The organism is Roseomonas rosulenta, from assembly GCF_016106005.1.
GTDB classification, from domain to species: Bacteria; Pseudomonadota; Alphaproteobacteria; order Acetobacterales; family Acetobacteraceae; genus Neoroseomonas; species Neoroseomonas rosulenta.
The window spans coordinates 59,655-84,086 of sequence record NZ_JACADR010000003.1; the positions used below are offsets into that span (position 1 = coordinate 59,655).

A 24,432-nucleotide genomic window follows, 5' to 3' on the forward strand; every position below is an offset into this window, starting at 1 on the left:
TTCACACATCCGCGGCGTGCTTCGCGAGCGCCGCTTCGTCCCACACAAGACCCATCCCTGGCCGGTCCGGCACCAGCGCCATGCCGTCCCGCACCACGAGCGGCTCCGTCAATAGCGGCCCCGCGATGTCGAGGTGCTCCAGCAAATGCGCCGTCGGCGTCGCGTTCAGCAGATGCACGCTGGCCTCGACGAAGATGTGCGAGGACATCGGCACGCGATGCGCCGCCGCCATCGCCGCGGCGCGCTGCCAGCCGGTCACGCCGCCGATCTTCATCGCATCCGGCATGCACAGGTCGACCGCGCCGGCCGTCAGCGCGCGGTGCATCCCGGCCGGGCCCCACCAGTTCTCGCCCCCCTGCACCGGGATGGCGAGGCGCCGCGCGAGTTCCGCCAGCCCGGCATCGTCCTGCACCGGCAGAGGTTCCTCGAGCCAGCGCACGTCCAGCGCCTCCAGCGCGCGGCCGCGGCGCTCGGCCTCGGGCAGCGTCAGCGCCTGGTTGTAGTCCACCAGGATCTGCACATCGGCGCCGACTGCCGCGCGCACGGCGCGCACCGTATCGAGGTCGTCCTCCAGCCGCGCCTGGCCCAGCTTGAACTTGACGGCGCGCGCGCCGAGCGTGGCCACGGCCTGCCCGGCCTCCTCGGCCAGCATCGCCGCCCCCCAGCCGCGCAGCGAGGCATAGATCGGCACAGGCCGCGCCTCGCCGCCCAACAGCGCACATAGCGGCAGGCCGGCGCGCACCGCGAGCGCATCCCACAGCGCCATGTCGAGCGCCGAGAGCGCGATCTGCACCAGCCCCTCGGTGCCGAGGATGCGCCCGGCATCGTGCATCTCCCGCCACAGCGTGGCCGGTGCCAGCGGCCGCCCCACCAGCCCTTCGCCCAGGCTGCGTGCCAGCGCCGCGGTCGGCCCGAGTGCGGCCGGCGTATAGGGAAATACATAGGCGCTGCCCGCCGCGCCGCAGCCGGTACGGACATCGGCCACCACCAGCGGCGCACGCGGGATCACGTTCAGGCTGTTGCGCAGCGGCGGGTCAATCGGCGCATCCACCGCGCGCACGCGCACCTCGCCGATCAGCGGCATCGTCATGGGCGGCATCCTCCGGGGATGATCCTGCCCGCGCCTCACTCGCGCGTCGAGGTGCGCGCCTCCATCAGCGAGACGTTCAGCTCCGCCCCCAGCAGCACGACATAGACACTGACCCAGAACCACATCATCAGCGCGATGGCGGCGCCGAGCGGCCCGTACATCAGGTCGTAGGTCGCGACATGCGAGACGTAGAGCGTGAACCCCGCCGAGGCCGCCGCCCAGATCAGCGTCGCCACCACCGCGCCGGGCAGCGTCCACAGCAGCCCGGGATGCGGCCCCGAAGGCCCCAGCCGGTACACCACGATCAGCCCCAGGAAGATCAGCATCAGCAGCATGCCCATCGAGGTCCCGCGCAGCGTCCAGGCCTGCGGCGCCGGCAGGCCGAACAGCGCAGCGAGGCCCGGAAGCGCGACCAGCGAGGCGATCGCCAGCGCCACCGCCACCGTGATCGACAGCGTGATGCCGATGGCCAGCAGGTTGTAGTGCAGGAAGCCGCGTGATTCGGGGACCTTGTGCGCCATGTTCAGCGCCCCGATCATCGCCCGCGTGCCGGACGAGGCCGACCAGATCGCCACTCCGCCCGAGACGATCGCACCCCATTCGAGGCGCGGCCGCGGCAACTCGATCAGGTCGTGCACCCGCCCCGCGATCAGGTCGAAGGTCTCTTCCGGCACCAGTTCGCGCAGCACCTCGAGCTGGGGTTCCACCGTCTCGCGGTCGAAGGCCAGGCCATAGACCAGCACCAGCAGGAAGATCGCCGGGAACAGCGCCACCATGGCGTAGAAGGCGCAGCCGGCGGCGGTGAGGGAGATACGGTCCGACGCCGCCTCGCGCCACATCCGCCGCGCGACCGCGAAGGCGCTGTCGCGGCGTCGCGGACGGTCGCTCACGGGCGGCATGACATCCATACCGCAACAGGTAGGACGGAACGGGCGCGGCGGGAACGCCGAGCCTGCGGAAACGTGATGAGTGCACGAAGGCCCGACCCGCGGCCCGAGGGGCCGAGGCGGCGAATGCGGCCCGCCGGGAGTCCGGCGAAGCCAAGGCGGCCGGATGGCCGCCGCGTCACGCCGGAGGCATGCCTTCGGGACGACGCCTGTGAGGGGCGCCGAGGTGAAACCCTCTTGCGTTCCGTATCAGCCGGCCGGGGTGGTGCGCGCGGCGTCCGGCGGGCGCTGCCGGTCGGTCGCGGCGCGCAGCTCCAGCGGCGTGATCCGGCCATCCTGGTCGGTGTCCAGCCGCTGGAGCAGGGCTGCGAGCGTATTGCCCGTGGGTGTTCCCGGCCCCGCGATTCTCGTGGGGCCTGGCCGCAATCCTTGCAGCGTCGCGGCGAAATCCTGTCCGCCGCCGGCGGCCTGAAGCCGAGCCGCATCCTGCTGGCTCTGCATGCGGAAGGCCCGGATCGCCTGGGGGGCGGTGGGGGCTGTCTGCATGGCCGCGTACTCCGTCGTGGTGGCGCCCGGCGTTTCCGGGCGGCGCCGTACTGGCGCGCGACCAACATTGCAGGCCGCGTGCCAACGCAGCGCGCAGGGACGGTGCCGGCTCATCCAGGGTCGAGCCGCGCAAAGGTCAGCTCGTGCTTGTTGTGGAAGCCGTGGAACAGCTGCGCGCCGGGAATCGCCGCGAAGGCTGCCGCGGCATCATGGTCCGTCTCGCCCTGGAACTTCAGCGTGCAGACGATGTTGCGCGCCGCGCCCCCCTCCATCCAGCGCCGAACCAGACCCAGCAGCCGGGCCGGGTAGCAGATGATGTCCGAGAACAGCCAATCGACCGGCAGCTCCTGCCGGGGGTCCAGGCCGAAGGCGCTCTCCTGCCGGCAGGAAACGCCGGGCATGGCGGCGATGGCGGCATCGAGCGGCGCCTTGTCCACCGCTGTGACCTGCGCTCCCAGCCTTGCGATCACCCAGGTCCAGCCGCCGGGCGCTGCGCCGAGGTCGAGGCAGGTCTCGCCCGGCCCGGGGTGCCGGCCGATCCGCGTCAGCGCCTCCCACAGCTTGAGGTAGGCGCGCGATGGCGGGCCCTCGCGGTCCTCGGCGAAGCGGATCTCGCCATTCACGAAGGGGCTGGTCTTGGTCGGGCTGGCCAGCATCCGGTCGGGCGCCAGCAACGTCCAGGCACCCAGATGTGCCGTGGGCGCGGCTTCGGGAAAGACCAGCGGGTGGGCCCTCACCGGCGGCAGCCGCTCGGCCAGCAGGGCGGAGCGGCGGTGGTGCAGCAGCGGATAGTGCGACCAGTTGCGCTGGATGGCGCGCAGCGCGTCCGCGCCAGCCTTGACCGAGGGCACCGCGACCTCGCGCGGGTCGGTCCAGGTGTCGAGCGACCAGGCGGCGGCGACCGGGGCATCGGGGCTGAGTGCGAGCCGGCCGTGCCAGGCGGCGATGGATGCGCCGGCGCGGCGCAGCTCCTCCGCGAGGTCCGCCTCGAATCCCTCGGCCGCCAGGTAGGCGCTTCGGATCACCGCTTCAGCGCGGCCAGCGCCAGCAGCGCCCAGCCGGCCATCAGCAGCATGCCGCCGGTGGGCGCGACGGGGCCGAGCGAGGCGCCGCCCATCGCCCCCCACCACACCGCGCCGCAGAAGGCCGCGGTGCCGAGCGCGAAGGCAAGGCCGGCCAGGTGCGCGATGCGGCGCCCGCCTTCCGCCATCAGCCCGGCCACCAGCAGCGCCGCAGCGTGCCAGCCCTGGATCATCAGCGCATTGTCCACGGCGCGGCGCTGCATGCCCTCGAACCCTGCCGGGGTACCATGCGCGGCCCAGGCCGCGAGGCCGACGGCGACCAGCCCCGCGAGGGCACCAAGGACGAGCCAGATGCGATGCATGGCGGCGGGCTTACGCCCGTCACGCCCGGCTGAACAGCCGGCGAATGCGCTCGGCCGCGCCGGCCATGCGCCGGCCGAGCGAGGCTTCCAGTTCCTCGACCTTTGCGACGTGCTGCGGCCAGCGCCCGGCCACCCAACCCCAGCGCTGCGCCGCCCAGATGTGCTGGTCGCGCAGGATGAAGACGCCGAGTGCGAGGAACAGGAAGCCCTGGAGGAAGGGCAGCACCAGGCCGAGTACGCCGAGCACGAGAAGCGTCCAACCCGCAGCCTTGCGGGAGAGAGAGGGGCGTAGGATGACCATGGCCGCGCAGATGGTCTGGTGGTGGGGCCGCTGCAAGCGCCGGGCGATCACGTCTCCGCCGGGACCGCGCCGGCGGAGGGCGCCGAAGCCGGCCTCCCCGGAAGGTGGCGCAGCGCGGTGGATCGCGCAGGAGACCGCAGCGCGCGACGCCCGCGGTCGGGGATCAGATGTGCAGCGGCTTGTCCCAGGCCGCCATCGCCGCCTCCTTCACCGCCTCGTTCAGCGAGGGGTGGGCGTGGCTGATGCGCGCGATGTCCTCGGCCGAGGCGCCGAACTCGATCGCCATAGCGATCTCGGCGATCAGGGTGCCTGCATCGGGGCCGATGATGTGCGCGCCGAGCACCCGGTCGGTTGCCTTGTCCGCCAGCACCTTCACGAAGCCGTCCGTCGCACCCATCGCGCGCGCACGGCCATTCGCCATGAAGGGGAACTTGCCGACCTTGTAGGCCACGCCCGCGGCCTTGAGCGATTCCTCGGTGGCGCCGACCGAGGCCACCTCGGGCCAGGTGTAGACCACGCCGGGAATGGCATCGTAGTTGATGTGCGGCTTCTGTCCGGCGAGCATCTCGGCCAGCGCATAGCCCTCGTCCTCGGCCTTGTGCGCCAGCATCGCGCCCGCGATGGCGTCGCCGATGGCGTAGATGCCGGGGACGTTGGTGGCGAAATGCGCGTCGGTCCTCACCCGGCCGCGCTCGTCGAGCGCGACGCCGATCGCATCGAGCCCGAGCCCCGCGACATGCGGCCGCCGGCCGATCGCGAGCAGCACGACATCGGCGCGGATCGCCTCCGCCGCGCCGCCGGCAGCCGGTTCCACCTGCAGCGTCACGCCATCGGCATCCACCGCCGCGCCCGTCACCTTCGACGACAGCCGGAACTTCATGCCCTGCTTCGCCAGGATGCGCTCGAACTGCTTGCGGACCTCGCCATCCATGCCGGGCAGGATGCCGTCGAGGAACTCGATCACCGTCACCTGCGCGCCCAGGCGGCGCCAGACGCTGCCCATCTCGAGCCCGATCACGCCGCCGCCGATCACCACCAGGTGGCCCGGCACGGCGTCCAGCTCCAGCGCGCCGGTGGAGGTGACGATGCGCTTCTCATCGACCTCCACGCCCCGCAGCGGCGTGGATTCCGAGCCCGTGGCGATCACGATGTGCTTCGCGGCATAGTCGGTGCCGGCGACCTGCACGACGCCCGGCGCCGTGATGCACCCTTCGCCCTTGAGCCACGTGACCTTGTTCTTCTTGAACAGGAATTCCACGCCCTTGACGTTGGCCGAGACGACCTCCGCCTTGCGCGCCTGCATCGTCGCCAGATCAAGCGTCACCTGCCCCACGCCGATGCCGTGCTCGGCGAAGTGCTTGCCCGCTTCCTCGAAGACCTCGGAGGAATGCAGCAGCGCCTTGGACGGGATGCAGCCGATGTTCAGGCAGGTGCCCCCCAGCGTAGCGCGCTTCTCGACGCAGGCGACCTTCATGCCGAGCTGCGCGGCCCGGATGGCGCAGACATAGCCGCCGGGGCCGGCGCCGATCACGATGACGTCGAAGGTTTCGGGCATGGATCGGGGGTCCTGAGGCTGGAGGCGCGGATTTGCGGGCGGAAACTGCCCCCGCGGCCGGCCGGGATCAAGCGCAGCGAAGGGCTTGGGATCGGCCGCGATCCTCCTCTATCCTGCCCCGCATGGGCAGGCGCCGGCAGATGCGCCGCCCCGAGGAGGAACACCGCATGCCTGTCCGGGACACCAACGCCCCCCATCCGCCCCGCCGCCTGGTGCTGGCCGCCGGCGCCGCCGCGCTGGCCGCGCCAAGCCTCGCGCGCGCGCAGGGGCGCTTCCCGGACCGGCCGATCCAGCTCGTGGTGCCCTGGCCGGCGGGCGGGTCGGCCGACATCCAGCTGCGTTCGATCGGCGACATTGCCGCGCGTGCGCTCGGGCACCCCGTGGTGGTGCAGAACCGACCCGGGGCAGGGGGCACCCTGGGCCCGCTCAGCGTTGCTCAGCAGGCGCGCCCGGACGGGCATACGCTGACGCAGATGCACCTGTCGGTGCTGCGCCGGCCCTGGATGATGCGCACGCCGGGATGGGACCCGGTCGCCGACTTCACCCACATCATCGGCATGACCGGCTGGCTGTTCGGTTGCGCGGTGAAGTCCGACAACCGCTTCCGCACCTGGCAGGAGATGATCGCCTTCGCCCGCGCCAATCCGGGCAGGCTCACCTACACGACATCCGGCATCGGCACGACCAATCACCTGGCGATGGAAACCATCCAGGAGAAGGAGGGCGTGCAGCTGACCCACGTGCCCTATCGCGGGTCGAACGAGGCAGTGACGGCCGTGCTCGGCGGCCAGGTGGACATGGTCTGCGACAGCTCCACCTGGGCGCCCTTCGTCGAGAACAACCAGATGCGCGCGCTCTCGGTCTGGACCGCGGAACGCGTGCCGCGCTTCCCCACCGTGCCGACGCTGAAGGAACTCGGCTACGACCTGGTGGTCACCTCCCCCTATGGCGTGAGCGGCCCCAAGGGCATGGACGAGGGCGTGGTGCGCGTGCTGCACGACGCGATGCGCGACGCGCTCATGACCCCCGAGAACGCCGAGGTGCGCGCGCGCTTCGACATGCCGCTGGTCTACCAGGACACCCAGACCTACCGCGCCTTCATTGCCGAGCGCGTGGACTACGAGAAGGCCATGGTGCGCCGTCTCAACCTGAGCCTCGACGGCTGAGGGGGCGGCAATGATCGCACGTCGCATCCTGCTGGCCGGCGCCGCGCTGCCGGTCCTGGCACGGCCTTCGCTCGGCCAGGGGCGCTTCCCGAACCGGCCGGTCCGCTTCCTGATCCCCTGGGCGCCGGGCGGCACGCTCGACGGCTTCATGCGGCTGCAGGCCGAGATGTTCCAGCGCGAATTCGGCCAGGCGCTGATCATCGAGAACCAGCCCGGCGCGCGCGGCACGCGCTCCGCCATCCAGCTGGTCACGCAGTCGCGCCCGGATGGCTACACCATCGCGCACCACCACCTCTCGGTGATCCGCCACCCCTTCCTGACGACGCGGCCGACCTGGCATCCGGTGAACGACTTCACGTACATCATGCAGCAATCGGGCTTCGTCTTCGGCCATGTGGTGCACCCGGCCTCGGGCTGGAACACGCTCGCCGAGATGTGGGCGGCGGCGCGCGCACGGCCCGGCCAGCTTTCCTACGGCACTTCGGGCATCGCGACGTCGAACCACCTGGCGCAGGAGGAGCTGTGCGAGAGGGAAGGCGTGCAGATGATCCACGTCCCCTATCGCGGCACCAGCGAGAACATCACCGCGGTGCTGGCGCGGCAGCTCGACGTCATCGCCAATTCCAACGCCTGGCAGCCGAATGTGGAAGCGGGGCAACTGAAGCTGCTTGCGGTGTGGACGCGCGAGCGGCTGCGCGCTTTCCCGGATGTGCCGACGCTGCAGGACCTCGGCTACGGCATGGTCGTCACCTCCCCTTATGGCGTGGCCGGCCCCAAGGGCATTGACCCGGAGGTGACGGAATGGCTGCACCAGGCCTTCCGCAAGATGCAGACCAGCGATGCGATCCAGGCCTACATGCAGCGCAACGACATGCCGGACGAATACCTCGGCCCCGCCGACTACACCGCCTTCGCGCGGGAGCGCTCGGTCTATGAGGAGCGCATGGTGAAGCGGCTCAACCTCAGCATCGACTGATATGGTGCGCACGAAGGTTTCACCTTCGTGCCCCTCAATTGGCGGGCGGGCCGCATTCGCGGCCTCGCCCCTTCGGGCCGCAGGTCGGAACTTCGTGCGCTGGGTATGAGCGCAGCGGCGGCCCGCTCATGGCAGGCCGCCCCGCTCACGCCGGCAGCCGCACCCGGGCGCGCAACCCGCCGAGCGGGCTGTCCTCCAGCACGATGTCGCCGCCATGCGCGCGCGCGATGTCGCGCGCGATAGCGAGGCCCAGCCCCGTGCCGCCGGCGGAGAAGGTCGCGAAGGGCTTGAAGGCCTCCTCGCGCGCCTCCTCGGGGATGCCGGGGCCGTCGTCATCCACCGTGACCACGGCCCAGGCGCCGGAATCGCCGCGCGGCACGCGGGTCAGCGCCACCGCGATCCGCCGCGCATGCTTGCGCGCGTTATCGAGGAGGTTGCCCAGGCAGCGCCGGAGTGCGTCGGCGCGCACCGCAAGCACGAGCGGGTCGGCCGGCACGTCGAGCTCCACGAGCGCCCCATCGCGCCGCGCCTTGGCCGCGGCCTCGCCCACCAGCTCGCCGAGGTCGGCGGGGGCGGCCTGCTCCAGCCCCTCGCCGCGGGCGAAGGCGAGGTAGGCGGCGATCAGCCGGTCCATCTCCTCGACATCCTGCGTCATCGCAGCGGCGTCGTCCTGCACCGATCCGGGCAGCATCGCGAGGCCGAGGCGCAGGCGCGTCAGCGGCGTGCGCAGGTCGTGGCTGATGCCCGCCAGCATCTCGGTGCGGCTCTCGACGAAGCGGCGGATGCGCCCCTGCATGGAATTGAAGGCGACCGCCGCCTGGCGCGCCTCCGCCGGGCCCTCGGGCTTCATCGGCCCGATGTCGCGCCCGCGCCCGAAGGCTTCGGCCGCCTCCGCCAGCCGGCGGATCGCGCGCACCTGGTTCTTCATGAACAGTGCCGCGACCAGGAACAGCAGCAGCGAGGACCCCACAACCCAGATCACGAACAGGTACAGCGTGCCGCTGAACAGCCGCTTGCGCGCAGCCTCGGCATGCAGCACGCCGTCGGGCAGCTGCACCCGGATGATCACGCTGCGCGGGTCGGACTGCCAGTCGGTGTCGAAGGGCAGGCGCACGCGTTCGCGCATCGCGTCCTCGAGATCCTCCTCGAGAGGCAGCAGCGGCAGCGAGGCCGGACGGCTGAAGGTGGGGCCGAGCACCGCACCTGGCTCGAAGGCCAGCGAGAGGTCGAGCCGCCAGGCCGCCTCGCGGAAGATCCAGCCACGCTCCTCCTCGCGCGGGTGGCGCGCGAGAAGCTCCACCACCATCGCGACATCGCCGGCCACCGCACCGGCCAGGCGGCGCGAGATGACATCGAGGTGGCTTCCGTAGAACAGGTAGAGCGCGATGATCTGCACCGCGACCAGCGGCACCAGGATGATCAGCAGCGCCCGGCCGAGCAGGCCGCGCGGCACCAGGTAGCGCAGCAGGGACGGCGTGGTCATGCGGGCAGGGCCGGGCGCAACCTCACGGCCCCGGCCTCAGCACGTAGCCGCGATGTCGCACGGTCTGGATGAAGCGTGGTTCGCGCGGGTCAGTCTCGACCTTGCGGCGCAGGCGCGTGACCTGCACGTCGATGGCACGCTCGCCGGCCTCGGGCGTGCCGAGGGCGGCGCCGATCTCCTCGCGGCTCAGCACCTCGCCCATGCGGCGCGCGAGCGCCTGGAGCAGCGAGGCCTCGCCGCCGGTGAGCCGCACGATTCCCTCGGGGCCGCGCAGTTCGGCGCGGTCCACGTCGAACCAGCGCAGGCCGAGCTGGACCGGCGCGCTGTGCTGCGCGGGGGCGGGCAGGGGCGCGGCGCGGCGCAGGATGGTGCGGATGCGCAGCGCGAGCTCACGCGGATCGAAGGGCTTGGCCAGGTAGTCGTCGACGCCGGTCTCGAAGCCCGAGATGCGGTCCTCCGGCGCGCCGCGCGCGGTCAGCATCAGGATCGGCACCTCGTTGCCGTCGCCGCGCAGGGATTCGGTCAGCGACAGGCCGGATTCGCCGGGCATCATCACGTCGAGCACGAGCAGGTCGAACATCATCGCCGAGATGGCGCGTCGCGCGGCCGCGGCGTCCGCAACCGCAGTGACGCGGAAGCCCTGCTCGGTCAGGAAGCGCTGCAGCAGGTCGCGCAGGCGGGCGTCGTCGTCCACCACCAGCAGGTGCGCCGTCTCGGTGGTCGTGTTCATGGTTGCGGCGGGCCTTCCAGCATCTCGAAGGCGGCGCGCGCCTGCTCGCCCATCAGGCCGCGCATGACGCGGCGGAAGCCGTCCACTGCGGCGGGGCCGGCCTCGCGATAGGCGCGCATCACCGTCTCGCGCTGGCGGTCGAACAGTCGGCGTTCGAGTGCGGCACCCTTCTCGGTCAGGGTCAGCAGGCGCTGGCGGCGGTCGGCGCGACCGGGCGCCTGCAGCACGTAGCCATCCGCGATCAGCGGGGTCAGCACGCGCCCGAGCGACTGCTTGGTGATGGCGAGGATGCCGAGCAGGTCGCCCACCGTGATGCCCGGCCGGCGGCCTACGAAATGCAGCACACGGTGATGGGCGCGGCCCATGTTCATGCCGGCCAGGATCTCGTCGGCGCCGGCGGTGAAGTCGCGATAGCCAAAGAACAGCAGGTCCTGCGCAAGGCGGAGCTCCTCCTCCCGGAGAAACAGCAGGTTGCGCCCGGCCGGTAGCGGGGTGCGCTCCGGGGCTTCCGCGATCTGCGCCTGGCGTGGGGCTGGCATGTTCGGGCGAGGACCTCCGTTTGGGTCAGTATCATTGACCGATCCGACGTGTCATTCTAACTTAGCGGCAGTTGAAGCAACAATCTTTCGTCTCGAACGCCAACCGCACGCAGAAGAAACCTGGAAGGACACGCAGCATGGGCCTTTTCCCGATCACGCGCACCACCGCGCCGAAGCCCAAGCCCGCCGACGACACGTTGTCCTTCGGCAAGGTGCTGACCGACCACATGTTCCTGATGAACTACGAGGAAGGGCGCGGCTGGTTCAACCCCCGCATCGAGCCCTATGGCCCGCTCAGCCTCGATCCCGCGACCTCTGTGCTGCACTACGGCCAGGCGATCTTCGACGGGCTCAAGGCGTTCCGCGGCGACGACGGGCAGATCCGGCTGTTCCGCGCCGAGCGCCACGCGCAGCGCTTCAACCGCTCCGCACAGATCATGTGCATGCCGGAAGTGCCGGTCGACATCGTGCGGCAATCCTTCGACGCGCTGGTCGGCGTGGATGCGGACTGGGTGCCGCGCAAGCCCGGCACGTCGCTGTATCTGCGCCCGACCATCATCGCGACGGACGTGATGCTGGGCGTGCATCCGGCGCACAGCTACCTGTACTTCCTGATCCTCTCGCCCGTCGGGTCCTACTACAAGGAAGGCGTGAAGCCGGTGCGCATCCTGGCATCCGACAAGCATGTGCGCGCCGTGCGCGGCGGCACCGGGGAGGCTAAGACGGCGGCAAACTACGCGCAGTCGCTCTCCGGCCAGCAGGATGCGGCGGCGGCGGGCTATACGCAGGTGCTCTACCTCGATGGCGTGGAGCGTCGCTACCTCGACGAGGTCGGCACCATGAACATCATGGTGCGCATCGACGACGAAGTGATCACGCCGCCGCTCGCCGGAACCATCCTCGATGGCGTGACGCGCGCCTCGACCCTGCAGCTGATGCGCGACTGGGGGCTCAAGGTCAGCGAGCGCCCCGTCACCATCGACGAGGTGATGGAGGCCGGCCGCCACGGCCGCCTGCGCGAGATGTGGGGTACCGGGACCGCCGCCGTGGTCTCGCCGGTGGGCACGCTCGGCTACAAGGGCGAGAATGTCCTGATCAACGGCGGGCAGACCGGCGAGCTCACGCAGAAGCTCTACGACGCGATCGTCGGCATCCAGTACGGGCGGACCAATGACCCGCATAACTGGACCTCGGTGGTGCCGGTCGCCGCCTGAGGCTCCACAACGCAATGGCTGCGGATGCCGCGGCGACCGCCGCGGTGCCTGCTGACGCGCGCCTGCGGCGCGTCAGTCCTCGAGTGAGAAGGCGTCGCGCGGCGAGGGCGCCTTCCGCGAATACTCGATCGCGGTGTAGCCGCCGCCCTGGTAGCGCTCGGTCACCGGATCGGCGGTAATGGAGCCGACCTCCGGCCGCCAGGACTCGGCGGAATCCTGCGGCGCCCAGCCGATGCGGTCGCGATGGTCGCGGCCCCAGTACGAAGCCGGGTTGTCCGAGCACGCCCAGATGACGGCATGGCCTGCGCGTTCCGCCAGCACGCAGCGCTCCACCAGGCGCGTGAGGTCGCCATAGGACAGCCAGGTCGATAGCATCCGCCGGTCGATCGGCTTCGGGAAGCACGACCCGATGCGCAGGTTGACGTTCTCCACGCCGTGCTTGTCCCAGTACATGCGGCCCATGAGTTCGCCATAGGCCTTGGACAGGCCGTAGTAGCCGTCCGGGCGGAAGGCGCAGTCGTAGTCCAGCCGTTCGCTGTTCCCGCTCGGCCGCTCGTGGAAGCCGATCGAGTGGTTGGAGCTGGCGAAGATCACGCGCGCGCCCTCGCGCCGCGCCGCCTCGTACACATGGTACAGGCCGCGCAGGTTGGGGCCGAGCACCTCCTCGAAGGGCTTCTCCACCGAGACACCGCCGAAATGCAGGATGGCGCCGCAGCCCTCCGCCTGGCGGATCAGCGCCACGCCGTCGTTGAGGTCGGACTTCACGAAGGATGCGCCCTGCGGCAACGGATCCGGGAAGGGCAGGATGTCGGTCAGGCGCAGGCGCCAACCCTGCTGCGCGAGCGCTGCGGCCAGATGCCGTCCAAGATTGCCGGAGGCGCCGGTCAGCAGCACGGGCTTTTCAGGTGCGGTCATGGCGTCAGCCTCCATAGCCGAGCAGCAGACGCGGCAGCGTCAGCGACATCGCCGGCCAGTATGTGGTGAGCATCAGCGCGACCAGGATCGCGCCCCAGAAGGGCCAGATCGTGCGCAGCACCTGCTCGATCCGGATCTCGCCGATGGCGCAGCCGACGAAGAGCACCGCGCCCACCGGGGGTGTGGTGAGTCCCAGCCCCAGGTTCATCATCATCACCATGCCGAACTGGACGGGATCGACGCCGATGGCGACCACCACCGGCAGGAAGATCGGCGTCGTGATCAGGATCAGCGCCGCCATGTCCATCACGCAGCCGAGCAGCAGCAGGCAGACATTGATCATCAGCATGATGACGATGGGGTTGCTGCTGATGGCGAGCATGCCTTCCGTCAGGATGTCCGGCAGGCGATACATGGCGAGCAGCCAGGCGAAGGCGGTCGCGGTGCCGACTAGCAGGAACACCACCGAGGTGGTCCGCACGCTGGCGCGCACGGCGATCACGAAGTCCTTCCAAGACAAGGCGCGATAGACCAGCAGCGTCACCAGCAGTGCCCAGATCGCGCCGAAGGCCGCGCTTTCCGTCACGGTGAAGATGCCCGACAGAACGCCGCCAAGGATGATGAAGGCGGTGAACAGCCCCGGCATCGCGTCGACGAAGGCCCAGGCCAGGTGACGGAAACCCTTCCAGCCATCCGCGGGGTAGCCGCGCCGCACCGCCATCACATAGGCGGCGACCGCCAGGCTGAGGCACATCACGATGCCCGGCACGATGCCGGCGATGAACAGCGCCGAGACCGAGATGCCCCCACCCGCCGCCAGCGAATACAGGATCATGTTGTGCGACGGCGGGATCAGGATGCCGGCGATGGAGCTGGTCACCGTGAGCGACACCGCATAGTCCACGCCGTAGCCCTTGGCCTTCATCGCCGGGATCAGGATGACGCCGGTCGCCGAGGTATCCGCCACCGCGCTGCCCGAGATGCCGCCGAACAGCATCGAGGTGGACACATCCACCATGCCGAGCCCGCCGCGCATCCAGCCCACCGCGGCCGAGGCGAGTGCGACGAGCCGCCGCGCGATGCCGCCATGCAGCATGATCTCGCCGGCGAAGATGAAGAACGGGATCGCCAGCAGCGCGAAGATACTCATCCCCGACGCCATCTGCTGGAACACAACGGCGGGGTTCAACCCTTCGTAGATGAAACCCGCCGCGGCCGCGATGCCGAGGCAGAAGGCGACCGGCACGCCGGCCATCACCAGCCCGCCGAAGACCAGGAAGATCAACAGCAATCCGAATTCCACTGCGCGCTACTCCAGGAAGGCCGCGGAGACGCCGCGCTTCTCGGGCGCTTCGTCCGACAGCGCGTCGCGCAGCACCTGTTCAATCGCAAACAGCACCATCAGCGCCCCGCCCAGTACCATGGGCGCATAGGTCCAGCCCTGGCTGATGCCCAGCAGTGGAATGCGGAAATTCGCCACCGTGCCGACCAGCTCCCACGACCACCAGGCCATGCCCGCGCCGAAGACGCCCATCAGCGCGTCGCAGCCCACCGCCATCCAGCGCTGCGCGCGCGGCGGCAGCGCCTCACGCAGGCCGAGCACGGACAAATGGAAGCGCTCCCGCACGCCGACCGCCGCGACGGGCATCGAGATGGCCAGGATCGCGAGCGTCGCCGCCCGCTCGATCCAGGTCGGCGTGTCGTTCAGCACATAGCGGCCGAAGACCAGCCAGCCCATCATCGCGATGAGGAAGACGAGCGCGATGCCCGCCAGCCCCACCGTCACCGCCGACAGGATGTCGAGCGCGCGGGAGAAGGCCTTCACGGCATGGACCGGATCTGCGCCACCAGCGCCGCGAGCCGCGCATCGGCCGCATACTTCGCATAGACCGGCTCCATCAGCGCCGACCATGGCGTGCGGTCGGTGATCTCGATGACGGTCACGCCGGCGGCGGTCACGCGCTGGCGGCTGACGGTCTCGCGCTCGGCCCAGGAGCGGCGCTGGATGGCCGCCGATTCACGCGCAGCGTCGCGCAGGATGGCGCGGTCGGCCTCGTTCAGCCGCTGCCAGCGCTGGCGCGACACGGCCAGCACCTCCGGCACGTTGGAATGCTCGGTGGTGGAATAGTAGCGCGCCACCTCGAAATGCCTGGTGCTCTCGTAGGACGGCCAGTTGTTCTCGGCACCATCGATCACGCCTGACTGCAGGGAGGTGAAGACCTCGCCGAAGGGCAGCGGCGTCGGGTTGGCACCCAGCGCGCGCATCAGGTCGATCCAGAGGTCGGAGGTCTGCACGCGGATCTTCATGCCGCGCAGGTCGGCCGGCGTACGCACCGGGCGCGTGGTGTAGAGGCTGCGTGCGCCAGCGTCGTACCAGGACAGCGCGATGATGCCGATGCCCTCGAGGTCGCGCGCGATCGCCTCGCCCGCCGGCCCGTCGATCGCGGCCTGCATGTGCGCCACGTTGCGGAACAGGAAGGGCAGCGTCACCACGTTGGTCGACGGTGCCAGGTTGTTGAAGGGCGAGAGGTTGAAGTTGGCGAAGTCGATGGTGCCGAGGCGCATCTGCTGGATCGCCTCGTCCTGCTGACCGAGTTGCGCCGAGTGGAAGGTGCGCATGCGGATGCGGTTGTTGGTGCGCTCCGCCACCATGCGGGTGAAGGCATCCATCCCGACGCCGTTCGGATAGTCGGCGGCATGGATGTTCCAGCCGCGCCATTCCTGCGCGGTGGCGGGGGCGGCGCCGAGGCCGAGCACGCCAAGCGCGGCGGCCGCGACAGCTGCGAAGAGGGCGCGGCGGGGCCGCCGGGGGGTCGGGGTCATGGGCGTCTCCTCGGGAAGCGGGGGCGGTCGGGCCGCCCCTCGGATTTGGCGAACTGCAATAGCAGATAGCAGTCTGGCGCGACGGCCGCGGAGCCGTCAACGCTCCACTCAGGCGGCGTCGCGGCCCTCCTGCCAGACTGCCAGGAGATCGGTCAGCCTTGCCAGGGATTCGGGCGAGACCGGCCAGGCGGCAGGCGGGCGGGCTGCGCCGACATCGTCGCCCATCAGCGCCAGCGCCGCCTTCACGATCGAGACATTGGCGCCGTTCTGCTCCTCGGCCCGCAGTTTCTCGAAGGGCTCGACCGCGGAGATCAGGGCATTCGCCCGTGCCATGTCGCCGGCGCGTAGCGCGCGCAGAATCGCGACCGAGCGCTCGGGTGCGACATTGATCAAGCCCGAAGTGAAGCCCTGCGTGCCGAGCGCCGTCATCGCCGGCGCCCAGGGTTCGGCCAGGCCGCAGACGAATCGCATGCCGGGCGCGGCGCGCATCGCACGCGCCAGCGCCATAAGGTCGGTGCTTGCCCATTTCACCGCGATCACGCCGGGCAGCGCGGTGAGTGCGGCGATCGCGACATCCCCGATGCCGCTGTTGCGCAGGTACAGCACGGCCGGCAGTCCTGCCGCCTCGGCCACGCGCCGCACGTACTCCGTCATGCCGCGCGGGCTCGCGAAAGGATCGGGTGGCTGGTGGACCATGACCGCATCGGCGCCGTCGGCCTTGGCGCGGGCGGCGAGGCGCACCGCCTCGTTCGCGCTGCGCCCGATGCCGGCCACCACCTTGGCACGTCCGGCGACGATGGGGGGTAGCTCGGCCTGCATGCGCTCGGCCTCGGTGAAAGTCAGGGCATAGAATTCCGAGGTATTCCCGTTGACGGTCAGCGCATCGACGCCCGCCACCACGCAGCGCGCAACGATTGGCGCAAGCCTGGCCGGCTGGATGGCATCGTTGGCATCGAAGGGCGTGACAAGGATGCCGGAGATCCCGGTGAGCGCATCCTCGAGCGTCATGCGCGGGGCCTTCCCTTGGGTGGCGGCGGCAGCACGCCGTTGGTGACCAGCGACCGGATGATGTGCCCGCGCATCCGCGCCTCGGCCAGCGCCGGGTCGCGCCGGCGCATCGCGGCGACGATGCCGCGGTGCTCGGCGAAGGCCTTTGGAAGGTCGCGCGGCTGGCTGCCGACGGCGCGGTGCCGGCCGAGATTGTCGTAGGCGCGCAGCGATCCGAGCGAGCGGATCAGGAACAGGTTGCCGGTAGCGCGATGGATCAGTGCGTGGAATTCCTCGTTCGCCTCGTCGAGTGCATCGTGGTCGGCGGCTTCGGTGCCGGCCTTCATGCGTGCGAGGATGGCGGCGAGCGCGGCCACTTCCTCCGTCCGCATGCGTTCCGCCGCGAGCGCGGCCGCGACACCTTCGAGCGCGGCGCGGATGCGGCCCAGTTCGGCGAGCTGCGCCGGGCCCATTTCCGCCACCACCGTGCCGCGGCGCGGATGCGTCACCACCATGCCGTCCTGCTCGAGCCGGCGCAGCGCCTCGCGCACTGGCTGGGCGGAGATGCCGAGCTGCACCGCCAGGCTGCGTTCCGAGACCTTGCGGCCGGCCGGCAGCAGGCCCTGCACGATGCCTTCGCGCAACCGGCGATAGGCGCGCTCGCCGAGGGAGAGCGTGTCCTCCTCCGCGAGCGGCGTGATCCTCCCGAGGGCTGTCTTCGCAGCGGCCATGGACAACTGCCATAGCAGTTGGCAGCCTTGCGGGGAAGAACGGAGGAAGGCGCCGATGACCCGCAAACGACCGGAAGAATTGCGCAGCCATCGCTGGTTCGGGGTGGACGATATACGCGCCTTCGGCCACCGCTCGCGCATGCTCCAGGCCGGCTACGCGGAGAGCGATTTCCGCGGCAAGCCGGTGATCGGCATCATCAACACCTGGTCGGAACTCAGCCCCTGCCATTTCCACTTCCGCACGCGCGCGGAGGAAGTGAAGCGCGGCGTCTGGCAGGCCGGCGGCTTTCCGGTGGAACTGCCGGCGCATCCGGTGACGGAGCAGTACCAGAAGCCGACTTCGATGCTGTACCGCAACCTGCTGGCGATGGAGACTGAGGAACTGGCGCGCTCGCATCCCTGCGACGGGCTGGTGCTGTTGGGCGGCTGCGACAAGACGCCGCCGGGGCTGATGATGGGGGCGATCAGCAGCGGCCTGCCGAGCATCTTCGTGCCTGCCGGGCCGATGCTGCGCGGCAACTGGCGCGGCAAGACGCTGGGTTCAGGCTCGGACGTCTGGAAGTACCATGCGGAGTTGCGCGCCGGGAACATCACGCCGGCGCAGTGGAAGGACATGGAAGGCGGCATCGCCAGGTCCTTCGGCACCTGCATGACCGCCGGCACGGCGGCGACGATGATGCTGGCGGTCGAGGCTCTGGGCTTCACGTTGCCGGGCGCATCCAGCATTCCCGCCGCCGATTCCGCTCATCCGCGCATGGCCACCGAATCCGGCCGCCGCATCGTCGAGATGGTGTGGGAGGACGCCACGCCGCAATCCCTCATCACCGAGGGCAGCGTGGACAATGCCGTCACCGCGGCAATGGCCTTCGGTGGGTCCACCAATGCCATCCCGCATCTGATCGCCATGGCGCGGCGCGCAGGGGTGATGCTGGACCTCGAGCGCTTCGACGCGCTGTCGCGCCGCGTGCCGCTGGTGGCGAACCTGCGCCCCAATGCCGGCGAGTACCTGATGGAGGATTTCTTCTACGCCGGCGGTGCGCGTGCCTTCCTCGAACGCATCCGCGACTGGCTGGATCTCTCGGCGCGCACCGTCACGGGCCGCACGATCGGCGAGAATATCGCTGGCGCCGAGGTATTCGACGACAGCGTCATCCTGCCGCTCGACCGACCGCTGCAATCCGAAGGCGGACTCGCGGTGCTGAAGGGCTCGCTCGCACCCCAGGGTGCGGTCATCAAGACCAGCGCGGCGGAACCGCGGCTGCTGCAGCACACCGGCCCCGCCGTGGTGTTCGAGAACTATGCCGACCTCAAGAAGCGCCTCGACGATCCGGACCTCGATGTCACGCCGGACAGCGTGCTGGTGCTGAAGCAGGCGGGGCCGCAGGGCGGGCCGGGCATGCCGGAATGGGGCATGCTGCCGCTGCCGCAGAAGCTGCTGAAGCAGGGCGTGCGCGACATGGTGCGGCTGTCCGATGCGCGCATGTCGGGCACCTCCTATGGCACCTGCGTGCTGCATGTGGCGCCGGAATCGCATGTCGGCGGGCCGCTCGCCTTCGTGCGCGACGGCGACCTGATCCGCCTCGATGTCGCGAACCGCCGGCTCGACCTGCTGGTGCCCGACGACGAAATGGCGCGCCGCCGCGCCGCCTGGACGCCGCCGCCGCGGCGCTACGGGCGCGGCTGGACGTCGCTCTACCTCGACAACGTCACCCAGGCCGACGAGGGCTGCGACCTGCGCTTCCTGGAAGGCACGCTGCCGACGCCGGAACCCGATATCTACTGACGCGTCAGACCCGCCCCAGCAGGGCGTTCGACGCCTCGAACAGACGCTTCGAGGTCTCGAAGTCGAAGTGCCTTTCGCTGAGGTTCTCCGGGTCCCACTCGCTGCGGTCGTCGCGGTAGAAGTCGCCGCCATAGACGTGCAGCGCGGCGGTCAGCCGCGGGATCGGGTTGGTGACCGAATGGATGATGTCCGCACCCATGGCGCAGGCATCCTTCACGCGCATGGATTTCGCGCCGGCCGCCTCGATCCGCGGGCCGGCCTCGGTCTCGATCCGGCGCCAGAAGACGTTGTCCTCTGCGCCCTCGTAGATGCCGATCACCGCCCAGATCCGATGGTTGTGCGGCCGCAGCGTCATGTACGGGCCCCAGGTCAGGTTCAGGATCGTGAGCTCGGGCGACCGGAACAGGCACTGGTTCCCGGCCTTCGTCGGCTCGCCTAGGACCTTCACGATGCTGCCCGGGTCCGCGACCGCGCGCGCCACCACCTCCCGCGCCGCCTTGTGCGTCGGGTCGGCGGCAACCGCCGCGCGACAGTCTTCGATGAAGCGGTCAAGGACGAACATGCTGCAGGGCCCTCCGCTGGCGGAACGGTCTTCTCCCTGATCGCCGCCCCTTGGATGAGGCTACTCCAGATGGCCGGCGCCATGCCATCGCTTCGGCGGCTTGTCGCTCCCCGGCTCCACGCTGATGATGGGCGCGACGACACGGGGAATTGCGCATGCCTAGAACACTCACCGAAGCGGCCGCCGCACTCGCGGCCGGGCACACGACCGCCGCCGCGCTGACGGGAGCCGCACTCGCGCGCATTGCCGACCCCGCCGGCGAGGGCGCGCGGACCTTCATCACCGTGCACGCCGAGACCGCCCGCGCTTCCGCTTCCGCGATGGACGCGCTGCGCGCCGCGGGGCGGGCGCCGACGCGCTTCGCCGGCATCCCGATCAGCATCAAGGACCTGTACGACGAGGCCGGCGTGACCACGCGCTCCGGCTCGATCGCGCTGGATGGCGCGCCGGCGGCGAAGGCCACTGCGCCCAGCGTGCAGCGCCTGGTGCGCGCCGGCTTCGTCATCCTCGGCCGCACCAACCAGGTGGAGTTCGCCTTCTCCGGCCTAGGCGTGAACCCGCATTACGGCACGCCGCTGAGTCCCTGGGACCGGGCGACAGGGCGGCTGCCGGGCGGCTCCTCCTCCGGCGCCGGGGTGGCGGTGGCGGATGGCATGGGCTTCGCGGCACTCGGCACCGACACCGGCGGGTCCTGCCGCATCCCGGCGGCACTCTGCGGCGTGGTGGGCTGGAAGCCGACAGCGAAGCGGGTGACCATCGCCGGCATCCTGCCGCTGGCGCCCTCCCTCGATTCCGCCGGGCCGCTCGCACGCTCGGTTGCGGATTGCGCCATCATCGACGGCTTCATGGCGGGCGAGGAAGACCCCGTCGCGCCGAAGCCACTGCCGATGAAGGGCCTGCGCCTTGGCCTGCCGCGCGGCACCTTCCTGACCGATGGCATGGACGGCACCGTCGCCGCGGTGTTCGGGCGCACGCTGACGCGGCTTTCCGCCGCCGGCGCGCAGATCATCGAGTTCGACCTGCCGGAGCTCGAGCAGATCGCCGCCGCCAACGCCACCGGCGGCTTCGCGGCCAGCGAGGCCTGGGCCTGGCACCACCGCCTGGTCGCCGAGCGCGCCGACCGCTACGACCCGCGCATCCTCAAGCGCATCCGGCGCGGCGAGCGCATGTCCGCGGCCGACTACGTGGAGCTGGTGCAGGCCCGCGCCCGCATCATCGCCGCAGTGGCCCCGCGCACGGCGCCCTTCGATGCCATCATCGGCCCGACCTGCCCGGTGGTGCCGCCCGCCATCGCCGAGGTCGAGGCGGAAGCGGACTACAACCGCATCAACATGTCCCTGCTGCGCAACACCAGCGTGGGCAATTTCCTCGATCGCTGCTCGATCAGCATCCCCTGCCAGGCGGAAGGGGAGGCGCCGGTCGGCCTGATGCTGACCGGCGAGCACATGGGCGATGCCCGGCTGTTTCAGGTCGCGGCGGCGGTGGAGGCGGCGCTCGCGGCGTGATCACTCGCCGGGCAGCTTGATCCCCGTCATCGCCTGCCAGACGCGGATGACGAAGCCGTCGTCCTTGCCGCCCTGGCCCATCGCGCGCGCCGCTGTGAACAGCTGCTGCGCGGTGGAGGCGAGCGGCACGGGGAAGTCGAGCCCCCGCGCCATGTCGGCCACCAGGCCCAGGTCCTTCACGAAGATGTCCACCGCCGAGCGCGGCGCGTCGTCGCCATCGAGCACGCGCGCCATGCGGTTCTCGAACATCCAGGAATTACCTGCGGCGCTGGTCACCACGTCATAGAGCTGGCGCGGATCGGCGCCGGCGCGGATACCCAGCGCCATCGCTTCCGCCGCCACCGCGATATGCACGCCGGCCAGCAGCTGGTGCACCACCTTCACCGTGGCGCCGATGCCCGGCTCCTCGCCGAGGTTCCATACCTTTGCCGCGACCGCATCCAGCACCGGCCCGGCCTTCGCGAAGGCGGCCGCGGAGCCGGAAGCCATCACCGTCATCTCCCCGGCGCGCGCCTTCACCGCCCCGCCCGAGACCGGCGCGTCGAGGAACAGCAACTGCCGCTCGCGCGTCTTCTCCGCCAGCGCGCGCGCGGCATCGGGACCCATGGTGGCGGAACTGACGATCACCGCGCCGGGGGCGAGGCGCTCTGCCGCCCCGCCCGGGCCGAACAGCGCCGCCTCGGTCTGCGCGGCGTTCACCACCAGCACGACCAGCGCCTCGATCCCCTGTGGCAGCGCATCGGTGCCGGCGGCGACACCGCCACCCGCCGCGGCGAATTCCGCGCGCGCGGCGTCGCGCATGTCGCAGCCGGTCACCTCGTGGCCGGCGCGCAGAAGGCTCAGCGCCGCGCCCATGCCCATGCTGCCCAATCCGATGACGCCGACCTTCATGCAGATCCCCCGCGCGCATGCCGGCACGCTGGCGCCGCGCGGACGGCCCGTCAACGCAGCACGGCGACACTCACCTGTACCACGGCGAAGACGACCAGCAGCACTAGCAGGATGCGCTGCAGCACATGCATCGGCGGCACGGGTCAGGCTCCGCGTGGGCGCCGCTTATGGCCCTGGCGGGCGATGAGCGCGCGCAGCAGGTCCTTGATGGCGGCGGCGTCGGGGTGGCGCGCCACCACCTCGGCCTCATGCGCACGGGCCGCGGCCAGCAGGTCGCCGACCATCGCCTCGCCCTTCGGCGCCAGGTGCACGCGCACCAGGCGGCGGTCGCGCCCGTCCTGCTGGCGCTTCACCAGCCCGTCGCGCTCCATCCGGTCGAGCACCTTGGTCATGGTGGGCTGCTGCAGCAGGCAGGCCTCGGCCAGCGTGGTCACCGTCTCGGGCCCGCCCGAGAGTGTCGCCAGTACGCGCCATACCGGCACCGAGACGCCGCGCGCGCGGAGCCTGTCATGGAACTCCGAGGATACGACGAAGGATGCCCGCGCCAGCAGGGAGAGCAGATAGTCGTCGACGAAGCGCGGTGCGGCGTGCTGTGTGTCCATCGGTGCCACCCGGCGATGATGTTGCAGCCTAGACGCGCGAGGGGGCCGGAGTCTTGCTTTCCGTGCAGTGTCATTCCCCGCGCGCGATGATGCGGCGCAGCGCGCCCAGAGCCGCGTCTGCCCGCCTCGGCTCGCTGCAACGACTGTGGCTCCCTGTTTTCGCGAGCATCTTCAACGGATCAGGTGATTCCACCTGATCGGGATCTGCTCTAGCCGCCGGGCAGGCGCCCCGCCGCGCGGCGCTGCTCATAGGCCTTGGCGTGCAGGTAGGCGGCCTCGTGGACTTCGTGCGGCACGCCGGCCTGGCACGCGGCCTGCAGCAGGAAGCCCAGGATGTGGTCCGCCTCGATCCGCCCGCCGGCCTCGAGGTCGCGCAGCATCGAGGTCGCGTAGGCCGCCGAGGTATCGGCGAAGACCGCGCGGAATTCATCGATGAAGGCCGCGCGCATCGGGAAGCCGCGCGCGGCGGCGATCGCGGCATTGCGATCGAGCATCCGGTGCAGGAAATCGACGCCACCCGGGCTGCGTGCGATTTCGCCGACATTGGCGCGCATCAGCACGGTGCCGATCGCGCTGGTGCCGAGGTGCACCAACTTTTCCCACATGCGCGCCATGATGTCGGGCACCGCCTGCGCCACCACGCCCTTCGCCGGCGCGAAGGCGGCCTCGATCGCGCGCACGCGGTCGGTCATCGCGCCGTCCATCTCGCCGAAGGTGATCCAGCGCCAGTCGTTCAGCTGCCGCACCGTGCCGTCGGCGGCAAGCGTCGCCTGGATCTTCGCCAGCCCGCCCAGCACGCGATCGGCGCCGAATTCCGCCGCCAGGCGATCGACATGCGACAGCCCGTTGAGCACCGGCAGGATGGCGGTGCGCGCATCGACCGCGGAGCGGATCGCGGCGATCGCATCCTCCAGGTCGTACGCCTTGCACGAGAGCAGGACGACGTCCCATCCCGTCCGCGCCTCCTCGGCCGCGAGGGTGGCGACGCGCCCCTGCCAGGCGCCGAACGGGCTGTCGATGCGCAGCCCATCGCGACCCACCTGCGCGCGCCGGCCGGGGCGCAGCAGGAAGGTCACCTCCGCCGTCCCGGCCTCGGCCAGCCTTCCGCCGAAATAGCCGCCGAGCGCCCCCGCGCCCAGCACCAGCATCCGCATCGCGCCGTCCTCTCCGCGTTCGGGGCCGAGCCTAGGCGCGGGCTTCCCTTCGCGAAAGTCGGACACATGCATGTTACGGCGAGACCGCTATGATGCCGGTATGCGCAGGATTCTCCTCGCCGCCGGATGCTCCGCTGCCCTCGCTGCCGGATGGTGGTGGGCCGGCATGCCCGGCCTGTCCATCGTTAGCGGCACCGTGACAACGAGCGCGGCCCTGCCGCGGCTGCGCACCGCACCGGTGGATCGCGGCGCGATCACCGCGGTGGTCGCGGCCACGGGCACCGTGAACCCGGTCACGCTGGTGCAGGTGGGCAGTCAGCTCTCTGGACAGATCCGCGAATTGTTCGCCGACTTCAACACACAGGTGCGGGAGAACCAGCCGATCGCGCGCCTGGACACCGCCACCATCGAGGCACGCCGTGCCGCGGCCGAGGCCGACATGCTCGCCGCCGCCGCGCAGATCACCGTGGCGCGCGCCCAGGCCGAGCGCGCGGTAGCCGACGAGGCGCAGGCCCGCGCCCAGATCGAGGCCGCCCGCGCCGCCATCCTGGGCGTCGAGGCCGCTGCACGCGACGCCGAGGGCGAGGCTTCGCGCAGCGCCGAGCTGC

At 70.7% G+C, this 24,432-nt stretch carries 26 protein-coding genes; 6 read left to right on the top strand and 20 right to left on the bottom strand.

The features are described 5' to 3' along the window. Position 1: 1 nt before the first annotated feature. The 7 genes from HW578_RS01300 to lpdA form a co-directional block, all read right to left on the bottom strand. Positions 2-1,090, bottom strand: coding sequence for an enolase C-terminal domain-like protein (locus HW578_RS01300; RefSeq protein ID WP_198368716.1), 1,089 nt, complete (start codon positions 1,088-1,090; stop codon positions 2-4). A gap of 35 nt (positions 1,091-1,125) precedes the next feature. Continuing rightward, complete coding sequence (locus HW578_RS01305; protein ID WP_198368717.1) at positions 1,126-1,980, bottom strand: YihY/virulence factor BrkB family protein; 855 nt, start codon at positions 1,978-1,980, stop codon at positions 1,126-1,128. A 246-nt stretch (positions 1,981-2,226) separates the two neighbouring features. After that, positions 2,227-2,523 carry an EF-hand domain-containing protein gene (locus HW578_RS01310; protein WP_198368718.1) on the bottom strand — a complete coding sequence of 99 codons (297 nt, stop codon included), beginning with the start codon at positions 2,521-2,523 and terminating at the stop codon, positions 2,227-2,229. 110 nt (positions 2,524-2,633) lie between these two features. Further along, entirely contained in the window at positions 2,634-3,548 is a 915-nt protein-coding gene (locus HW578_RS01315) for an SAM-dependent methyltransferase (RefSeq protein ID WP_198368719.1), read from the bottom strand. Then, positions 3,545-3,907, bottom strand: coding sequence for a DUF423 domain-containing protein (locus HW578_RS01320; protein ID WP_198368720.1), 363 nt, complete (start codon positions 3,905-3,907; stop codon positions 3,545-3,547). Before HW578_RS01320 ends, HW578_RS01315 begins: the two co-directional genes overlap by 4 nt. 19 nt (positions 3,908-3,926) lie before the next feature. Beyond that, positions 3,927-4,244, bottom strand: coding sequence for a PGPGW domain-containing protein (locus tag HW578_RS01325; RefSeq protein ID WP_198368721.1), 318 nt, complete (start codon positions 4,242-4,244; stop codon positions 3,927-3,929). 127 nt (positions 4,245-4,371) lie between these two features. Next, the gene (gene lpdA, locus HW578_RS01330) at positions 4,372-5,763 is read right to left on the bottom strand and encodes a dihydrolipoyl dehydrogenase (RefSeq protein WP_198368722.1); all 1,392 of its coding nucleotides are present in this window, start codon (positions 5,761-5,763) and stop codon (positions 4,372-4,374) included. Between the two features lie 167 nt (positions 5,764-5,930). Here lpdA and HW578_RS01335 point away from each other — a divergent pair, with 167 nt between their 5' ends. Then, positions 5,931-6,929 (top strand): tripartite tricarboxylate transporter substrate binding protein, encoded by a 999-nt coding sequence (locus HW578_RS01335; RefSeq protein ID WP_198368723.1) that lies wholly within the window; start codon positions 5,931-5,933, stop codon positions 6,927-6,929. Between the two features lie 10 nt (positions 6,930-6,939). Further along, the gene (locus HW578_RS01340; protein ID WP_198368724.1) at positions 6,940-7,905 is read left to right on the top strand and encodes a Bug family tripartite tricarboxylate transporter substrate binding protein; all 966 of its coding nucleotides are present in this window, start codon (positions 6,940-6,942) and stop codon (positions 7,903-7,905) included. A 145-nt stretch (positions 7,906-8,050) separates the two neighbouring features. On the opposite strand, the gene HW578_RS01345 is transcribed toward HW578_RS01340, so the two are convergent. From HW578_RS01345 to HW578_RS01355, 3 genes are read right to left on the bottom strand one after another with little or no spacing between them, the layout of a single operon-like run. Beyond that, on the bottom strand, positions 8,051-9,388 hold the full coding sequence (locus tag HW578_RS01345; RefSeq protein ID WP_198368725.1) for an ATP-binding protein: 1,338 nt from the start codon (positions 9,386-9,388) through the stop codon (positions 8,051-8,053). 22 nt (positions 9,389-9,410) lie between these two features. Next, the gene (locus tag HW578_RS01350; RefSeq protein WP_198368726.1) at positions 9,411-10,118 is read right to left on the bottom strand and encodes a response regulator; all 708 of its coding nucleotides are present in this window, start codon (positions 10,116-10,118) and stop codon (positions 9,411-9,413) included. Next, entirely contained in the window at positions 10,115-10,657 is a 543-nt protein-coding gene (locus HW578_RS01355) for a MarR family winged helix-turn-helix transcriptional regulator (protein WP_198368727.1), read from the bottom strand. Before HW578_RS01355 ends, HW578_RS01350 begins: the two co-directional genes overlap by 4 nt. Before the next feature lie 137 nt (positions 10,658-10,794). Between HW578_RS01355 and HW578_RS01360 the strand changes: the two genes are divergently transcribed. Continuing rightward, a complete protein-coding gene (locus HW578_RS01360) occupies positions 10,795-11,871 on the top strand; it encodes a branched-chain amino acid aminotransferase (protein WP_198368728.1) in 1,077 nt (358 codons plus the stop codon). A 72-nt stretch (positions 11,872-11,943) separates the two neighbouring features. Here the strand turns inward: HW578_RS01360 and HW578_RS01365 are convergent, their stop codons facing one another. The 6 genes from HW578_RS01365 to HW578_RS01390 all read right to left on the bottom strand — a co-directional run bounded on the left by HW578_RS01365 (position 11,944) and on the right by HW578_RS01390 (position 17,327). After that, positions 11,944-12,786, bottom strand: a complete 843-nt coding sequence (locus HW578_RS01365; RefSeq protein ID WP_198368729.1) for an NAD-dependent epimerase/dehydratase family protein — start codon at positions 12,784-12,786, stop codon at positions 11,944-11,946. 4 nt (positions 12,787-12,790) lie between these two features. Beyond that, positions 12,791-14,077: a TRAP transporter large permease gene (locus tag HW578_RS01370; RefSeq protein ID WP_304621623.1), complete on the bottom strand. Its 1,287-nt coding sequence runs from the start codon at positions 14,075-14,077 to the stop codon at positions 12,791-12,793. Positions 14,078-14,095: 18 nt separating this feature from the next. Next, positions 14,096-14,611, bottom strand: coding sequence for a TRAP transporter small permease (locus tag HW578_RS01375; protein WP_198368731.1), 516 nt, complete (start codon positions 14,609-14,611; stop codon positions 14,096-14,098). Continuing rightward, a complete protein-coding gene (locus tag HW578_RS01380; protein WP_198368732.1) occupies positions 14,608-15,609 on the bottom strand; it encodes a TRAP transporter substrate-binding protein in 1,002 nt (333 codons plus the stop codon). The genes HW578_RS01375 and HW578_RS01380 overlap by 4 nt, the downstream gene beginning before the upstream one ends. 108 nt (positions 15,610-15,717) lie before the next feature. After that, positions 15,718-16,617 carry a dihydrodipicolinate synthase family protein gene (locus HW578_RS01385; protein WP_198368733.1) on the bottom strand — a complete coding sequence of 300 codons (900 nt, stop codon included), beginning with the start codon at positions 16,615-16,617 and terminating at the stop codon, positions 15,718-15,720. Further along, the gene (locus tag HW578_RS01390) at positions 16,614-17,327 is read right to left on the bottom strand and encodes a GntR family transcriptional regulator (RefSeq protein WP_198368734.1); all 714 of its coding nucleotides are present in this window, start codon (positions 17,325-17,327) and stop codon (positions 16,614-16,616) included. Before HW578_RS01390 ends, HW578_RS01385 begins: the two co-directional genes overlap by 4 nt. A 55-nt stretch (positions 17,328-17,382) precedes the next feature. Between HW578_RS01390 and araD the strand changes: the two genes are divergently transcribed. Then, positions 17,383-19,110: an L-arabinonate dehydratase gene (gene araD / locus HW578_RS01395; RefSeq protein WP_198368735.1), complete on the top strand. Its 1,728-nt coding sequence runs from the start codon at positions 17,383-17,385 to the stop codon at positions 19,108-19,110. 4 nt (positions 19,111-19,114) lie between these two features. On the opposite strand, the gene HW578_RS01400 is transcribed toward araD, so the two are convergent. Further along, the gene (locus HW578_RS01400) at positions 19,115-19,672 is read right to left on the bottom strand and encodes a hypothetical protein (protein WP_198368736.1); all 558 of its coding nucleotides are present in this window, start codon (positions 19,670-19,672) and stop codon (positions 19,115-19,117) included. Positions 19,673-19,827: 155 nt separating this feature from the next. Between HW578_RS01400 and HW578_RS01405 the strand changes: the two genes are divergently transcribed. Further along, the gene (locus tag HW578_RS01405) at positions 19,828-21,177 is read left to right on the top strand and encodes an amidase (protein ID WP_198368737.1); all 1,350 of its coding nucleotides are present in this window, start codon (positions 19,828-19,830) and stop codon (positions 21,175-21,177) included. On the opposite strand, the gene ltnD is transcribed toward HW578_RS01405, so the two are convergent. The 3 genes from ltnD to HW578_RS01420 form a co-directional block, all read right to left on the bottom strand. After that, a complete protein-coding gene (gene ltnD, locus HW578_RS01410; RefSeq protein WP_198368738.1) occupies positions 21,178-22,068 on the bottom strand; it encodes an L-threonate dehydrogenase in 891 nt (296 codons plus the stop codon). Between the two features lie 143 nt (positions 22,069-22,211). Further along, complete coding sequence (locus tag HW578_RS01415) at positions 22,212-22,670, bottom strand: MarR family winged helix-turn-helix transcriptional regulator (protein ID WP_198368739.1); 459 nt, start codon at positions 22,668-22,670, stop codon at positions 22,212-22,214. A 209-nt stretch (positions 22,671-22,879) separates the two neighbouring features. Continuing rightward, a complete protein-coding gene (locus HW578_RS01420; RefSeq protein WP_198368740.1) occupies positions 22,880-23,824 on the bottom strand; it encodes a ketopantoate reductase family protein in 945 nt (314 codons plus the stop codon). A gap of 166 nt (positions 23,825-23,990) precedes the next feature. On the opposite strand from HW578_RS01420, the gene HW578_RS01425 reads away from it, so the two are divergent. After that, positions 23,991-24,432: hypothetical protein (locus HW578_RS01425; protein WP_456308256.1), on the top strand; the 442-nt coding region annotated here is incomplete at its 3' end.

Bases quoted from the DNA above. Each gene is read 5' to 3' on its own strand.
- HW578_RS01350 (WP_198368726.1), bottom strand. From the start codon at position 10,118: ATGAACACGACCACCGAGACGGCGCACCTGCTGGTGGTGGACGACGAC.
- HW578_RS01385 (WP_198368733.1), bottom strand. From the start codon at position 16,617: ATGACGCTCGAGGATGCGCTCACCGGGATCTCCGGCATCCTTGTCACG.
- HW578_RS01355 (WP_198368727.1), bottom strand. From the start codon at position 10,657: ATGCCAGCCCCACGCCAGGCGCAGATCGCGGAAGCCCCGGAGCGCACC.
- HW578_RS01360 (WP_198368728.1), top strand. From the start codon at position 10,795: ATGGGCCTTTTCCCGATCACGCGCACCACCGCGCCGAAGCCCAAGCCC.
- HW578_RS01310 (WP_198368718.1), bottom strand. From the start codon at position 2,523: ATGCAGACAGCCCCCACCGCCCCCCAGGCGATCCGGGCCTTCCGCATG.
- HW578_RS01400 (WP_198368736.1), bottom strand. From the start codon at position 19,672: ATGTTCGTCCTTGACCGCTTCATCGAAGACTGTCGCGCGGCGGTTGCC.
- HW578_RS01365 (WP_198368729.1), bottom strand. From the start codon at position 12,786: ATGACCGCACCTGAAAAGCCCGTGCTGCTGACCGGCGCCTCCGGCAAT.
- HW578_RS01405 (WP_198368737.1), top strand. From the start codon at position 19,828: ATGCCTAGAACACTCACCGAAGCGGCCGCCGCACTCGCGGCCGGGCAC.
- HW578_RS01340 (WP_198368724.1), top strand. From the start codon at position 6,940: ATGATCGCACGTCGCATCCTGCTGGCCGGCGCCGCGCTGCCGGTCCTG.
- HW578_RS01335 (WP_198368723.1), top strand. From the start codon at position 5,931: ATGCCTGTCCGGGACACCAACGCCCCCCATCCGCCCCGCCGCCTGGTG.
- ltnD (WP_198368738.1), bottom strand. From the start codon at position 22,068: ATGAAGGTCGGCGTCATCGGATTGGGCAGCATGGGCATGGGCGCGGCG.
- HW578_RS01380 (WP_198368732.1), bottom strand. From the start codon at position 15,609: ATGACCCCGACCCCCCGGCGGCCCCGCCGCGCCCTCTTCGCAGCTGTC.
- HW578_RS01345 (WP_198368725.1), bottom strand. From the start codon at position 9,388: ATGACCACGCCGTCCCTGCTGCGCTACCTGGTGCCGCGCGGCCTGCTC.
- HW578_RS01320 (WP_198368720.1), bottom strand. From the start codon at position 3,907: ATGCATCGCATCTGGCTCGTCCTTGGTGCCCTCGCGGGGCTGGTCGCC.
- HW578_RS01420 (WP_198368740.1), bottom strand. From the start codon at position 23,824: ATGCGGATGCTGGTGCTGGGCGCGGGGGCGCTCGGCGGCTATTTCGGC.
- lpdA (WP_198368722.1), bottom strand. From the start codon at position 5,763: ATGCCCGAAACCTTCGACGTCATCGTGATCGGCGCCGGCCCCGGCGGC.
- HW578_RS01300 (WP_198368716.1), bottom strand. From the start codon at position 1,090: ATGACGATGCCGCTGATCGGCGAGGTGCGCGTGCGCGCGGTGGATGCG.
- HW578_RS01415 (WP_198368739.1), bottom strand. From the start codon at position 22,670: ATGGACACACAGCACGCCGCACCGCGCTTCGTCGACGACTATCTGCTC.
- araD (WP_198368735.1), top strand. From the start codon at position 17,383: ATGACCCGCAAACGACCGGAAGAATTGCGCAGCCATCGCTGGTTCGGG.
- HW578_RS01390 (WP_198368734.1), bottom strand. From the start codon at position 17,327: ATGGCCGCTGCGAAGACAGCCCTCGGGAGGATCACGCCGCTCGCGGAG.